13 protein-coding genes are annotated in these 13256 nt (G+C 59.5%); 7 read left to right on the forward strand and 6 right to left on the reverse strand.

The window, feature by feature from the left end; all coding sequences use genetic code 11:
- Positions 1-111 precede the first annotated feature (111 nt).
- On the reverse strand, positions 112-768 hold the full coding sequence (locus tag GSQ82_RS08595; protein ID WP_158791869.1) for a hypothetical protein: 657 nt from the start codon (positions 766-768) through the stop codon (positions 112-114).
- 85 nt (positions 769-853) lie between these two features.
- Between GSQ82_RS08595 and gpmI the strand changes: the two genes are divergently transcribed.
- On the forward strand, positions 854-2476 hold the full coding sequence (gene gpmI / locus GSQ82_RS08600; protein ID WP_158791870.1) for a 2,3-bisphosphoglycerate-independent phosphoglycerate mutase: 1623 nt from the start codon (positions 854-856) through the stop codon (positions 2474-2476).
- Positions 2477-2572: 96 nt separating this feature from the next.
- Positions 2573-3574, forward strand: a complete 1002-nt coding sequence (locus tag GSQ82_RS08605) for a metallophosphoesterase (RefSeq protein WP_158791871.1) — start codon at positions 2573-2575, stop codon at positions 3572-3574.
- Positions 3575-3617: 43 nt separating this feature from the next.
- On the opposite strand, the gene recR is transcribed toward GSQ82_RS08605, so the two are convergent.
- The 4 genes from recR to GSQ82_RS08625 form a co-directional block, all read right to left on the reverse strand.
- Positions 3618-4196 carry a recombination mediator RecR gene (gene recR, locus GSQ82_RS08610; protein WP_158791872.1) on the reverse strand — a complete coding sequence of 193 codons (579 nt, stop codon included), beginning with the start codon at positions 4194-4196 and terminating at the stop codon, positions 3618-3620.
- A gap of 45 nt (positions 4197-4241) precedes the next feature.
- Entirely contained in the window at positions 4242-4565 is a 324-nt protein-coding gene (locus GSQ82_RS08615; RefSeq protein WP_158791873.1) for a YbaB/EbfC family nucleoid-associated protein, read from the reverse strand.
- 12 nt (positions 4566-4577) lie between these two features.
- The gene (dnaX, locus tag GSQ82_RS08620; RefSeq protein WP_158791874.1) at positions 4578-6635 is read right to left on the reverse strand and encodes a DNA polymerase III subunit gamma/tau; all 2058 of its coding nucleotides are present in this window, start codon (positions 6633-6635) and stop codon (positions 4578-4580) included.
- Between the two features lie 97 nt (positions 6636-6732).
- The gene (locus GSQ82_RS08625) at positions 6733-7194 is read right to left on the reverse strand and encodes an SET domain-containing protein (protein WP_158791875.1); all 462 of its coding nucleotides are present in this window, start codon (positions 7192-7194) and stop codon (positions 6733-6735) included.
- 114 nt (positions 7195-7308) lie between these two features.
- Here GSQ82_RS08625 and GSQ82_RS08630 point away from each other — a divergent pair, with 114 nt between their 5' ends.
- Complete coding sequence (locus tag GSQ82_RS08630; protein ID WP_158791876.1) at positions 7309-8061, forward strand: hypothetical protein; 753 nt, start codon at positions 7309-7311, stop codon at positions 8059-8061.
- A gap of 69 nt (positions 8062-8130) precedes the next feature.
- A complete protein-coding gene (locus GSQ82_RS08635) occupies positions 8131-8661 on the forward strand; it encodes a DUF1569 domain-containing protein (RefSeq protein WP_158791877.1) in 531 nt (176 codons plus the stop codon).
- Positions 8662-9322: 661 nt separating this feature from the next.
- Here GSQ82_RS08635 and GSQ82_RS08640 read toward each other — a convergent pair.
- Positions 9323-9778 (reverse strand): hypothetical protein, encoded by a 456-nt coding sequence (locus tag GSQ82_RS08640; RefSeq protein WP_158791878.1) that lies wholly within the window; start codon positions 9776-9778, stop codon positions 9323-9325.
- A gap of 293 nt (positions 9779-10071) precedes the next feature.
- On the opposite strand from GSQ82_RS08640, the gene GSQ82_RS08645 reads away from it, so the two are divergent.
- The 3 genes from GSQ82_RS08645 (at position 10072) to lysA (ending at position 13189) form a co-directional block, all read left to right on the forward strand.
- The gene (locus GSQ82_RS08645) at positions 10072-11319 is read left to right on the forward strand and encodes a hypothetical protein (RefSeq protein WP_254061512.1); all 1248 of its coding nucleotides are present in this window, start codon (positions 10072-10074) and stop codon (positions 11317-11319) included.
- Positions 11320-11393: 74 nt separating this feature from the next.
- A complete protein-coding gene (locus GSQ82_RS08650; RefSeq protein WP_158791879.1) occupies positions 11394-11771 on the forward strand; it encodes a PspC domain-containing protein in 378 nt (125 codons plus the stop codon).
- 89 nt (positions 11772-11860) lie between these two features.
- Positions 11861-13189: a diaminopimelate decarboxylase gene (gene lysA, locus GSQ82_RS08655; RefSeq protein WP_158791880.1), complete on the forward strand. Its 1329-nt coding sequence runs from the start codon at positions 11861-11863 to the stop codon at positions 13187-13189.
- Positions 13190-13256: the final 67 nt, after the last annotated feature.

Below are 13256 nucleotides of genomic sequence, written 5' to 3' on the forward strand. Positions count from 1 at the left end.
TCCAGCCCTCTTTCCCACAGGAAATCCACACGTAAACTTGACACGGCTGATAATATTGAATAAGAGAAAACATCAAGTCCGGCGCAAGCCGGGCTTTTTCATTTAACCCATTCATCCGAAAGACCTGCCCCGGAAGTCCGGACGCAGGTCTTTTCTTTTGAAGACTTTGCACGCATTTACCGGATAGGGGACTACACCATGCAGGACGCCATACCGACCGCCACCACCCACTACCAGTGCCGCCACATTCTCACCGACGGCCATCGTTGCGCCAGCCCATGCCTTCGCGGCGAAGAATTTTGTTACTACCACCACACCACCCGCCGACCCATCCAGAATCCCCGCCAGCGCCGCAGCCGCCGCTCCACCTTCGACCTGCCCCTGCCCGAAGACCGCTCCGCCATTCAATCCTCCATCGGCGAGGTCCTCCAGCGCATCGCCTCCAACGACATCGACCTCCGCCGCGCCGGTCTCCTCCTCTACGGCCTGCAGATCGCCAGCCTCAACCTGCCCAAGGCCCACCCCCGCAGCAAGACCGTCTCCAACTCCCGCCACCGCTCCCGTATCGAATCCCCAACCGAGCACCAGACAATAGAAGAGATCGTCATCGATCCGACCTTCGGCGTCCTCGCGCCCCGCACCGAAGTCGCCGCACCGGAGCAACCCAAATCCGTCGTCGCCCTGCTGCTCGAACGTCTGGCCGCCGAGCCGCCGGAGGACGTCCAACCCCGTACGCCGTTCCAACCCCATCCAGTCCAACCCGAGCAAGCACCGGAATCGTCCATCGTTCCCACCCTCCAGGCCACCGGCGAAGACAACTCACAAGAACGAATCTTGTATCCTGACCATGCATATGCCGAAACCAATCGTACTCACCATCCTCGACGGCTGGGGATACCGCGCCGAGACTCACGGCAACGCCATCGCCCAGGCCCGCAAACCCATCTACGACAAGCTCCTCCGCGAGTACCCCAACACGCTCCTCCGCGCCAGCGAACACTTCGTCGGTCTGCCCGACGGACAGATGGGCAACTCCGAGGTCGGACATCTCAACCTCGGCGCGGGCCGCATCGTCCGCATGGACATGACCCGCATCGACACCGCGATCATGGACGGCAGCCTCTACACCGATCCCACGCTCACCCGCGCCTATGAGCTTGCCGGGCAAAAAGGTCGAGCGCTCCACCTCATCGGTCTGCTCTCCGACGGTGGCGTCCACTCGCACCAGCGCCACATCGACGCCCTCATCCGCATGGCCGCTCAGCACAAGCTCACCCGCGTCTTCATCCACGCCTTCATGGACGGGCGCGACACCATGCCCACCAGCGGTCTCGGCTACCTCGAACAGCTTCAGCAGACCCTGCGCGAAGCCGGCACCGGCGAGATCGCCTCCGTCAGCGGACGCTACTACGCCATGGACCGCGACCTCCGCTGGGAGAAGGAAAAGCAAGCCTTCGACGCCATGGTCACCGGCCATCCCGAGGGCGGCACCTACGCCGACCCCGTCGAGCGTATCAAGGAGCTCTACAACAACGGCATCACCGACGAGTTCATCCCACCCTTCACCTGCACCAAGCCGGATGGCGACCGTACCCTCGGCCTCACCCCGGTCGGTTTGATAAAAGACCACGACGTCGTCGTCAACTTCAACTACCGCGCCGACCGCGTCCGTCAGATCACCCGCGTCCTCACCCGCCGCTCCGGCCTTACCGCAGACCCCGTCGGCAGCCAGGGCCACCAGCTACCAAAGGCCGCAGAGTTGGACGCCGAGATACCCCTCAGCGCCCTTCCAAAAGATATCCACTACGTCTGCATGACCCAGTACGATAAAAACTTCAAACTCCCCATCGTTATCCCAGCCGAATCGATGGACAACCTGCTCGCCAACCTGATGTCGCAAGCCAACCTTCGCAACCTCCGCGTGGCCGAGACCGAAAAGTACGCCCACGTCACCTACTTCTTCAACGGCGGCATTGAAAAGCCCTTCCCCGGAGAGGACCGCGCACTGGTTCCATCACAGAAGGTCGCCACCTACGACCTCGCTCCCGAGATGTCCGCCGCAGGCATCGCCGACGCCGTCATCAAAGCCGTCAACGACACCGCCTTCGATGTCATCATCGTCAACTTCGCCAACGCCGACATGGTCGGCCACTCCGGCATGATGGAACCCACCATCCGCGCCGTCGAAACCGTGGACAGGGAACTGGGCCGCATCTATCAGGCCATCCAGCAGCGCGGCGGCTCCCTCCTCGTCACCGCCGACCACGGCAACGCCGAGATGCTCATCGACCCCGCCACCGGAGGCCCCCACACCGCCCACACCATCAACCCCGTCCCCTTCCTCTATATCACCGAAGAAGGCAACAAACCCACGCTGAAACAGGACGGCAGCCTCCGCGACATCTCCCCCACCATCCTATCGCTCCTCAACCTCGATCAACCGAACCAGATGACCGGAGGCAACCTCCGCACCTGACACTTCGGGACGCGCAAATTAACCTCACTGTCGCATCTTCCATCGTTGCAACATCGTCTCTCAATAAATTGTTCAACAAGGAAGATCGACATCAGCATGCATGAGTCCGTATCGCGCCGTAACTTTCTCCGCCAGAGTTTTGCATTCAGCGCACTAGCTGGTCTTGGCGGATTGCCCTCCATCGCAGCACCAGTGCCTGCCCACGCTCTACACCTTCTGATGGTAGGCGACTGGGGCTACGAGAACTTCGAGGCGCAGAGCCGCGTCGCCAAAGCCATGCAAGGCTACGTTCACGACCACAGCATCACCACGGAAGCTCTCCTGATGCTCGGCGATAACTGGTACGGTCCACTCCCCGGCGGAGCCAAAGACCAGCGGTGGCAGACGCAGTTCGAGCAGATGTATCCCAAAGACGTCTTCAACTGCCCGGCCTATGCCATCCCGGGTAACCACGACTACCAGCGCATGCCGGACAGCAAGGTTGCCGCAGAGCTGGAGTATGCCAAGACCGCCGGAAGCCGATGGACCATGCCCTCACTCTGGTACCGCTTCGAGTTCCCCGCAAAGAATCCCACCGTTACCTTCATCGCGCTCGACAGCAACATGCCCTTCCCCGATGGAACCTGGGACAAAGGTGCCAACTTCACCTTGACGCCACAGCAACAGGTCGACCAGCTCGCATGGTTGACGACAGAGCTTGAGAAACCTCTGACAACGCCATTCCTCGTAGTGATGGGCCATCACCCCATCTTCTCCAACGGTCCGCACGGCGATCACAAAACTCTGATCCGCGATTGGGAGCCGCTTCTGCGCAAGCACAAGGCTCACCTCTACCTCGCCGGCCACGACCACGACATGCAGCACCTGGAGTTCGAAGGTCACCCAACCTCCTTCGTCCTCTCAGGTGGCGGAGGAGCGGATCTCTACAACCTCAAAGTCGCTCAGGCAGAACGTGGACCCATGGCCGAGAAGGTCTATGGCTTCAGCGATCTCGAGGTCACCCCAGAAGCCCTTACCCTGCGGCATCTCGATGAGCACGGACAGGTCATCCACGCCTTCACAAAGAAGCCTGACGGAACAGTCCACATTCTCAGTTAAGCAGGCTCACGAAGCGAACTGTCACTGGCAAAGAAGCGGCCGACTAAAACTCGCGTCGCCCTTCCATAGCCCGAGTCATCGTGACCTCATCGGCGTACTCGATATCGCTGCCGGCCGGAACTCCGGTAGCAATCCGAGTCACCTTGAGGTCACCCTTGGCCTTCCGCAGTTCAACTGCAAGATAGCCGGCCGTAGCTTCACCCTCAGTCGTCGGCGAAGTCGCGAGTATCACCTCGTCGACCTCGCCCAACCGTGTCAATAGATTCGCAATACGCAACTGCTCCGGCCCAACGCCGCCGATAGGAGAAAGCGTCCCATGCAACACATGATAAGCACCGTTGTAGCTCCGCGTCTTCTCGATCGTCGCAATGTTGGTCGGTTCTTCGATCACGCACACCACACGCTGATTCCTCACCGGATTCGTGCAGTAGCCGCAAGGATCCACATCCGTGATGTTGTTGCAGATGGAGCAGAGCCGCAGATGCAGCTTTACCTCGCGAATCGCCAGCGACAGCGCATCCGCGTCCTCACCCGGAGACCGCAGCACATGAAACGCCAGCCTCTGAGCACTCTTGGTGCCGATGCCGGGCAGCTTCTTCAGTTCCTCAATCAGCCGTGCCATCGGCTCTGCAAACCGGCTCGGATTTGTACCGAAAGAAACTGCCACTTAGTCCAACCCTGGCAGATCCGGCAGACCCATCATCCCCGCCACACTCGACTTCATCGCATCATCCGCTCTGCGACCCGCCTCATTCACTGCCGCAGCGATCAAATCTTCCAGCAACTCCAGATCGCTCGCCGAACTTCCCATCGCTGTCGGCTCTATCTTCACCCGCAACACTTCCTTCTTCCCATTCATCCGGACGGTCACCACGCCGCCGCCGCTCGAAGCCTCCACCACAGTCGCAGCGAGCTTCTTCTCCATCTGCTCCTGCATCAGCTTCGCCTGCCCCATCATCTCTTTCATCTTGCCCAGATCAGAAAAATCCATCGTCACCCTCGCTTAGTCGCCGTCCCGCAGATCGATCACACTTCGAATCTCAGCATTGAACAGCGTCTGCGCTCGCTGCACAATCGGATGCTCCATCGCCTTCGCCTGTGCACTCCCACTTCTTGGCGCTCTAGCCTTCTTGTCCGTCTTCTCTTTCTTTACTCCCGGCAGCAACACAAGCTTCAACGCACCTGCTCCAGCGTCTCGCAGAGCAGCCTTAACGATCTTCTCTGCTTCGCCGTTTACAACCATCGGAAGCATCGTCTTCGATAGCTCAGTCTGCACCCTGAGCTCGCTGCCCGCCACTGTCCACTCTGCGTCAGCCAGCGCATCTGCGGCTGTATCCTGATTCTTCGCGCTGGTCAATGCGTTCACAGATGCCTGCTTGAACGCCTCGGAAGAATGTAACGAAGGAGGTTGCAGATCCGCAACGCTTTCGTCTTCTACTCTATCTTCCGCAACCGCGTCTGCAACAACTGCAAACGGCTCAATCTCGGGCTCCGCAATCATTGCTGCTACCGCCGGAAGAACGGCTGCGGCCTCGGCCAGATCGCCTGCATCTACAAGCGCTGCTCCCATTGCATCGCCGCTGGTCAATATCATCTCTGCTGGCGTGGCCAACGGTGCTGGCACGTTTACTGCTGCGGGTATAGGCATCGGAGCAGCGGCGACTGGCGGTGCGATTGGTGTAGGGGCGGAAGGCTTCTCGTCGAACCGCCTGCGATTTCTGTCCTGTTCAAACGGAGAGAAAGCAGGTTTCGCACTTATGATCGGCGCAGTTGGCTCTGGAGGCTTTATCGTCGCTGCGACGTTTTGTATGGCAGGCGCTGCAGCCCTGGCCGCTGTTCCGGCTATCCGCGGCTGACCTGAGCCACTTGCAACGGGGAACTGACTCAAGATCTCTTCAATCGGCAACAGGCGTCGCAGATGCACAAGCTTCAGCAGCCCAAGTTCGAAGTGGAAGCGCTGCTCCTGCCGATATCCAAGTTCATCGAACGTCCTTAGCATCACCTGCAGAAACCGCGTTAGTTCCTCTTCGTTGAAGAGCGACGCCGACCGTCCTGCACGCCTCTGTTCATCTGCGGAGATTTGCAGGAGTTCGCCCGCAACGCCATCGGCTCCAGCACCGTCTACGCCGATGCCAGCGATCTTCGCGATCACCGTGTTGCGGAGATAGCGCACAAACTGCCGTGCAAGTTGCGCTGGGGAGTTTCCGGAGTCGAGCAACTGATTCGCAACCGTGATAACCTCGGCGCTGCGGTTTCCGTCTACCGCTTCGAGAATCCTCTCGAAGACGGCGTTCGGGACGGTTCCCATCAGCTCCCGAATCTGGCCCGCATCCAGACGGGCACGCCCATCTTCTACTGGAGCGCTTGCGATCGCCTGGTCCATGATCGACAGCGCATCCCGCATCGAACCATCGCCTGCCTCGGCCAGCAGACTCAGCGCCGCCTCGTCCGCATCTACACCCTCGTGCTCTGCGATTCCACGCAGCTCGCCGAGAATGTCCACCAGCTTTACTGCGTGAAAGCTGAAGTGTTGGCAACGCGACCGGACCGTCTGTGGGATATCTTCCGGCTGCGTCGTCGCCATCATGAAGACGATATGGTCTGGTGGTTCTTCGAGCGTCTTCAGAAGTGCGTTGAAGGCTGCATCGGTGATCTGGTGTGCTTCGTCAAGAATGTAGATCTTGTACTTGTCTCGCGCAGGCCGGTAGCGCGCCGCATCTCGCAGCTCGCGGATCTCGTCGATGCCGCGGTTGGTTGCGGCGTCGATCTCGATGACGTCTACTGCATTGCCAGCTTTGATCTCGGTGCAGCTCTCGCATACCTCGCAGGGCTCAGCCGTGGGACGCACTTCCGAGCCGATCGTGTTCCGGCAGTTCAGCGCCATCGCCAGGATGCGGGCGATGGTCGTCTTCCCGATGCCGCGATGGCCGCTGAAGATGTAGCCGTGGGCTATGCGACCCTGGGTCAGGGCGTTCATCAACGTCACGGTCACGTGGTCCTGTCCCGCGACATCCGCGAAACGCTGTGGCCGGTATTTCCTTGCAAGAACCTGATATGCCATAAAGAAAGAGAGGATAAAACCGGAGCGCGGATAAGCCGCGGCCAGCCACCGCAAGCTTCATTGTATCGCCTATCGGCGAACGTCTCTGCAGGCGACTTTAGTGCTGCAGAGCCTTTGCTTTGGCGCGGGCTTTCCTGGCGCGGCGCTTTACCTCGGCCTCGCTGAACATGGTTCCTCTGCACTTCGGCGCTCCGCAGTAACAGTCTTCGTCGCTGTCGTCGCTGTCGTGGAGGTTGTACTCGTAGGTGAGCTCCTCGCCGGCTGCGATGTTGCGGACAGCGGTGACGAAGATCCGTCCGCCGATGTCTTCGCTCTCGCAGTTTGGATCGCAGGAGTGATTGATGAACATCGCAGTTCCGAAGCCATCAATGACCATTCCGTCGTCTCCACAACTGAAGAGATACGTGATGAAGCGGTCCTTATACCGTTCATTTGCTTCGTCTTTGGTAAAGCGAGGTCCGTCGTACTCACAGACGCGCGAACCTTTTTTGATGGCTTGCGTGGTGTAGCAGCCCGCGGCGTGAATCGCGGAAGAACGAATGATCAGTCCATCAAGCATAGTCAGATAGGATCCATCGAAATAAAATAGCGGCAGGGAATCAGCCCGGGTCTGCTGACTATAACAAAGTGGCGGGCGACAGCGTCAAACGGTGGTACGGGTACTCTGGAGAAGATGGCAGTTCACCTTACATATCGCGTAGTGCTGACGGCGTTGGTGCTATCGGCGGGAGCGTGCGTGGCTCAGTCGACGCCCGCGCCTGCTCCTCCTCCTTGTCCGGCTGCGGGGCAGAGCAGCGATAAGAGCCAGCCGTGCACTCCGCCAGCAGCGACCGGCACGAAGCCGTCGGCGGCGCAGCAGTTCCCGTTCCCTGGTGCAGCGAACAAGCCGGCGGCTGCTCCTGATGCTCCAAGTGCTGCGCCAGATTCGCCGGCTCCGAGCTCGGGGTCTACGACTCCGTCTTCGGCGGCGGCTGAGCATCCGTTTCCTACAGCGCCTCCGCCGAAGCTGCCGTGGGATGATTCGAGCAGCAGCAGTTCCAGCTCGAGCAGAGGGGACGATCCGTCTGCCGATGCGCCGGACGATCCTGCCGCGGTGTCGAAGGGCGATCCGCCTGAGGGAACTTCTGTTCACCGGAAGCTGCCCAAGGTGCAGCGGGTGCAGACGGACGATGAGCGCGTGGATGAAGATCTCCGGGTTGCGAAGTTTTATATGCGTGACGATAACCTGCCGGGGGCCTATCTGCGGGCGAAGGATGCGGTGAAGGTTCAGCCGGACTACTCCGCCGGGCACTTCGCTCTGGGCGAGATCGCGCAGAAGATGAAGAAGAAGGACGAGGCGGTTGCTGAGTACCAGACTTATCTCAAGCTCGATCCGGCGGGCGAGAAGGCCAAGGCTGCACGCCTGGCACTTGAACAACTGCAGTAGCCCAATTTTTCAGATTGCAATAGAAGAGTAGCCGGAGCGGGGGTAAGGCGTGTAAGTTTGGTGCTGCCTATGGACCTGACCCTGCACCGGCTCGAGCGCGAGATTGCATCCTGCTTACACGGGCTGGACGCTGACCGGACCCAGCTTCGTCCGCCGTCGCGTCCGGGCAAGTGGAGCATCCAGCAGATCGTGGAGCATCTGCTGCTGAGCTACTCCGGCGCGGAGATGGCGCTTAACGCTCGCCTGGTGAAGGGGAGACCGACGCAGGCGAAGCCGAACCTGATGCAGCGGATGGGGCAGTACACCGTGGTTCGGCTGGGCTACTTTCCTACCGGGCGACAGGCTCCGGCGCTGGTGATGCCTGCGGAGACGGTGCATCCACTGTCCGGCGACGAGCTTGCGGAGGCGGCGAAGGACCATCTTGCGCGGCTGGATGTGCTTTGCGTCGAGGCCGAGGGGCTGTTCGGGGGCGACTGCCAGTGCGCGTCTCATATGTCGCTGGGTCCGCTTAGCGTGGATCAGTGGCGAAGGTTTCAGCTCATCCATGGAGAGCATCATCTGAAGCAGATTGTGGCGATTCGGCGCGCTCATCGGGTTTAGCTTTTGCCCCTGTCCCCGGCATAAAGTGTGCAAAGTCTTCAAAGCAGACACTTTAGGTCTGGACCTCAGGTTGTATGCGGGTGGTAAAGTCCTTTCTTTTATGGGGTTGGAGGCAAAGTCTTCCATTTGAATGAGTTATGGCTTGAATAGCTAATTGGGTATCTCCTTTGTTTTCTTTTATCTCTAAGTACTATTCTAATGAATTGGGTGAAACTAATGCGTCACTGTGGGTTATGTAAAATTTGGTCTGCAAGTAGTTATTTTTACAGGGGTTATTGGTTTGCGATGGCCGGTTTGGGGTGATTTGGGGCTTGACAGTGTTTTGGATGGTCTAGTGCATTTTTGCGAGGAGAGAGGCTGGGGAGCCTAGGTTTGACGGTAGGGTCGTAGAGATGGCAGAGACAGCAGATCCCTCCGCTTCGCTGCGGGATGACAAACAAAAGGACAACTGCAAAGGCAGCAATAATGGCAAAGCCAACGACAACCGCAGATCCCTATGGGATAACAACAAAGGGCGGGCAACGACAACCGAAGCAACAAAGGCAAAGGCAAAAGCAACGACTGACGCAGATCCCCTACGGGGATGACAAACAAGAGCACAGGCAACAGCAGCAGCAAAAGCAACAACGACAACAAAGACGTCAATGGCGATGTCGTGTGGCTAGTCGTCTTCTTCCATGTCGTCGCCGGTGGGGGTGACCAGGATGGGGGGTTCTTCTTCGAGTTCGTCTTCTACGCGGAGGTAGCGGCGCATGTAGCGCAGGGGCTCTTCGGCGGCGGCGAGTTCTTTGAGGTGGTAGAGCCAGGCGTCCTCGCGGGTGCGGCGGCGGGTGTAGGCCTTGCGGCTGACGGTGCCGATGGTGCCGTCCTTCATTCTGCGGGTGAAGGTCTGGTTGGGGACGAGGAAGGTCATGGTCTCGCCGGGCTTCCAGAAGCAGCTGGCGAACTCGTGGGAGAAGAGAAGCGCGTAGTAGCGTCTTTCGGCGGCGAGGGTCTCGACTGCCTGGCGGGCGTTCTGCCAGGGAAGCCCCAGCTTGTTGACGTACCACCTGCGAAACTCGAAGCCGTTGCTGCGGGCCTGGCCTACTAACAAGTGAAGTAACTCAAACCGTGTCATAGCGTTCCGTTAAGCCTGAAAGAAGGATGCTGCAATGCCGGAGCAGAGAGCGCTGCGGCGTATAGTCGATCGTGCGTTCTCTTCCGAGGCTTCCCCTGAGGTTCCAAGGAGATGAAGATGCCACGATCGAACATAATAGAAGTCACGTGAAGACATAGTATCTGCATCCTTATCGGAACGTAAGAGCGTCTTACGGGTATGGCTGTCCTATGAGAGGACACCGGACGGATGAGCTATTTTGCCTGCGACGGGATGTAGCTTGGCGAACAAAATGCACGATTACCGATAGATCTATGCAGTCTGAACCTCGGAGAACGACGATAAAACGCAGCCTGAGTCTCTTTCTTCTTCTTTTTGTAGCGTTTTTGCCGTTGGCGTCCGCGGAGGGGCAGAGGTTCGACTCTGCGGCCCATACCGATCCGGTGAACCTGACGCCGGAGACACGCGAGGCCTTTGAACGGTTCTATGTGCTTGACTATGAGGCTGCGCTGGCGCGTTTTGAGGCGGTGCAGCGGGCGCATCCGCAGAGCGCGATTGCGATTGGCAATGTGCTGCTGACGGTGGTCTTTCGGGAGCTGTACCGGCAGGATCTTTTGGATACGACGTACTACGCTCATGACTCGTTTCTGACGTCGAAGCGCAATGTGCCGGTGCCGCAGGCGATCCGCGACCGGGTCGAGTCGCTGACGAACGCTGCGGTTGCGCTGGCGGATCAGCAGATCAAGACGAATCCGAATGATGCGAATGCTTATTTCGCTCGCGGGTATGCGCGTGGGATGCATGCTGCCTTTATTACGCTGGTGGACCATAGCTACGTTGCGGCTGCGCGGCAGGGGTTGGCTTCGCGGAACGACAGCGAGGCTACGCTGAAGATAGATCCTGAGTATGCGGATGCGAAGATGGCGATGGGGATCCAGCAGTTTGCGGTGGCCAGCCTGCCGCGTCTGGTGCGGATGCTGGTGGGGATTGCGGGGGTGGGGGGCAATAAAGAGAAGGGGCTGGATCTTTTGCGGGAGTCGGCTGCGCATGGGATTGTCACTCCGATTGAGTCGAGGACGGCGCTGTCGCTCTTTCTGCGGCATGATGGGCGGTATCAAGAGGCGATTGTGGTGCAGAAGGGGCTGGCCGATCAGTTTCCGCGCGACTATCTGTTTCGGCTGGAGGTGGCGAATCTGACCAAGGATTCGGGCAATGGGCCGGGGGCGATTGCGTTGTATCGCGGGATTCTGGCGGATGCGCAGAGGCCGGGGTACTTCGTCGATGCTCGGCTGCATATGACTTATTTTGGGCTGGCGGACACGGAGCGGGGGCAGAACCAGATTGCAGAGGCGGCGCAGAACTATGTGAAGGCGGCTGCGCAGCCTACGTGCAGCGACTGGATTCGGCGGCGGGCGCAGTTGAATGCGGGCGAGATGTTCGACCTGATGCAGAATCGGGCGGAGGCGATGAAGCAGTATGAGCTGGCGGCGGCGGGGGGTGGGGATCAGTCGCAGGCTGATGCGGCGCACCGATATATGAAGACGCCTTATGCGGGGAAGTAGGGTGGCTGTTCGCTGCGGTTTTGCTGTTGTTTGGCTTATGGTGTGTGGCAAAATAGAAGCTTTGGAGGCGTGCTATGTTCTGTCCTCAATGCGGTAACTCAGTCAGTCCCTCCTCCCGGTTTTGTCCTGCGTGCGGAGCGTCGATCGCTGCGTCGGCTGTTCCGCCTCCACCACCTCCGCCGAATGCTTATCCGGGTTCTTATCCTGGCTCCTATCCGGGCTCGAATGGGGATCCTTATGCTGGATCGGGGCAGATTACACGGCCGCGCAATAACCGTATGATCGCCGGGGTGTGCGCGGGGTTTGCGCTGCACTTTGGGTGGGATCTGAATCTTGTTCGCATACTGACGGCGCTGTTTATTGTGCTGACGGGTATTGGGGCGATCGTTTATATCGCGGCGTGGGTGATTCTGCCCGAGGCTCCGTATGCGCTGCCGGTGAAGAGCTCGTAACTTCTGTCGGTGACATGCGGATTTTGCATGTTGTCTGGGTGTTTGTTTGCTGAGAGCGAAGAGGTTTGTTTCGCTTAGAAAGATCTTCTTTGCCTACGAAAAAAGCTGTTGTATCTGGAAAGACTGCTGCGCCGAAGGTGAGCGCACGCCCGTTTGCGTATCGTAACCGTGGGTTGCACTGCGATGGCGTGAGTATGGCGGCGCTGGCCGAGGAGCATGGTACGCCGTTGTATGTTTACTCCGCGGGCCAGATTGCGCAGCGGTTTCGGTTCTTCGACGAGGCGTTTGCGGAGCGCGCGCATACGATCTGCTATGCGGTGAAGGCGAACTCGTCGCTGGCGATTCTGCGGATGCTGGCGAAGCTGGGTGCGGGCTTCGATATTGTTTCAGGCGGGGAGTTGGAGCGGGTGCGGAGGGCGCACAAGCCGGCGCTGGGGCGGGTGGTCTTTTCGGGCGTGGGCAAGCAGGTGTGGGAGATCGATGCTGCGCTGGAGGCGGGGATTCTGCTGTTTAATGTGGAGTCGGAGGCGGAGGTTTATCTGCTGGCGGAGCGTGCGGAGGCGCTGGGGAGGGTGGCGCGATTTGCGCTGCGGGTAAATCCGGATGTATTTGCGGAGACGCATCCGTATATCTCGACGGGGTTGAGCGAGCATAAGTTTGGGATCGACATTAAGGCGGCGCGGGGGATCTATCGGAGGGCGGCGAAGCTGAAGTGGCTGGATGCGGCGGGGGTGTCGGTGCATATCGGGTCGCAGATTCGGAAGGTGGATCCGTTTGCAGCGGCGCTGGCGCGGGTGACGAGTTTGATTGCGGAGCTGCGCAGGGATGGGCACGATATTCGGTACGTGGATGCGGGTGGTGGGTTGGGGATCGACTATGGGGTGGACGCGCTTGACGAAGCTGGGGCGTTTGACGCGGAGCACCAGGTGAGGAAGTATGCGGCGGCTTTGGGCAAGGGGCTGGCGGGGGAGGGTGCGCATCTGCTGCTGGAGCCGGGGCGGTTTATCGTGGCGCAGGCGGGGGCTCTGCTGACGCGGGTGCTGTATGTGAAGAAGAATGGTGCGAAGACTTTTGTGATTACAGATGCGGGGATGAATGATCTGATTCGGCCTGCGCTTTATCATGCGCATCACGAGATCGTTCCGGTGAAGGAGCCGGGTGCGGCGCGCAGGGGTGAGGTAGATGTGGTGGGGCCGGTGTGTGAGTCGGGGGATTTTTTTGCACGGGACAGGGAGATGAGTGCGGTGAAGCCAGGGGAGCTGGTGGCTCTGCTGGATGCGGGGGCGTATGGGATGTCGCAGGCTTCGAACTACAACACGAGGGCTCGGGCGGCGGAGGTCCTGGTGGATGGGGACGAGGTGCGGCTGGTGCGGCGGCGGGAGACGATGCGGGATCTGATGGCGCAGGAGATTTTGTAGGGCTATCGATCAAAAGGAGCCAGACGCGGAGGGCGTCGTGGCTCCTTTTGTGGTTCAGATTGAGCGA

Origin of the sequence: Granulicella sp. L60 (assembly GCF_009765825.1) — a bacterium.
In the GTDB taxonomy this organism is placed as follows: Bacteria; Acidobacteriota; Terriglobia; order Terriglobales; family Acidobacteriaceae; genus Edaphobacter.

Bases quoted from the DNA above. Each gene is read 5' to 3' on its own strand.
- recR (WP_158791872.1), bottom strand. From the start codon at position 4,196: ATGGCACGGCTGATTGAGGAACTGAAGAAGCTGCCCGGCATCGGCACC.
- dnaX (WP_158791874.1), bottom strand. From the start codon at position 6,635: ATGGCATATCAGGTTCTTGCAAGGAAATACCGGCCACAGCGTTTCGCG.
- GSQ82_RS08635 (WP_158791877.1), top strand. From the start codon at position 8,131: ATGGACCTGACCCTGCACCGGCTCGAGCGCGAGATTGCATCCTGCTTA.
- gpmI (WP_158791870.1), top strand. From the start codon at position 854: ATGCCGAAACCAATCGTACTCACCATCCTCGACGGCTGGGGATACCGC.
- GSQ82_RS08605 (WP_158791871.1), top strand. From the start codon at position 2,573: ATGCATGAGTCCGTATCGCGCCGTAACTTTCTCCGCCAGAGTTTTGCA.
- GSQ82_RS08640 (WP_158791878.1), bottom strand. From the start codon at position 9,778: ATGACACGGTTTGAGTTACTTCACTTGTTAGTAGGCCAGGCCCGCAGC.
- GSQ82_RS08645 (WP_254061512.1), top strand. From the start codon at position 10,072: ATGCAGTCTGAACCTCGGAGAACGACGATAAAACGCAGCCTGAGTCTC.
- GSQ82_RS08625 (WP_158791875.1), bottom strand. From the start codon at position 7,194: ATGCTTGATGGACTGATCATTCGTTCTTCCGCGATTCACGCCGCGGGC.
- GSQ82_RS08630 (WP_158791876.1), top strand. From the start codon at position 7,309: ATGGCAGTTCACCTTACATATCGCGTAGTGCTGACGGCGTTGGTGCTA.
- GSQ82_RS08650 (WP_158791879.1), top strand. From the start codon at position 11,394: ATGTTCTGTCCTCAATGCGGTAACTCAGTCAGTCCCTCCTCCCGGTTT.
- GSQ82_RS08615 (WP_158791873.1), bottom strand. From the start codon at position 4,565: ATGGATTTTTCTGATCTGGGCAAGATGAAAGAGATGATGGGGCAGGCG.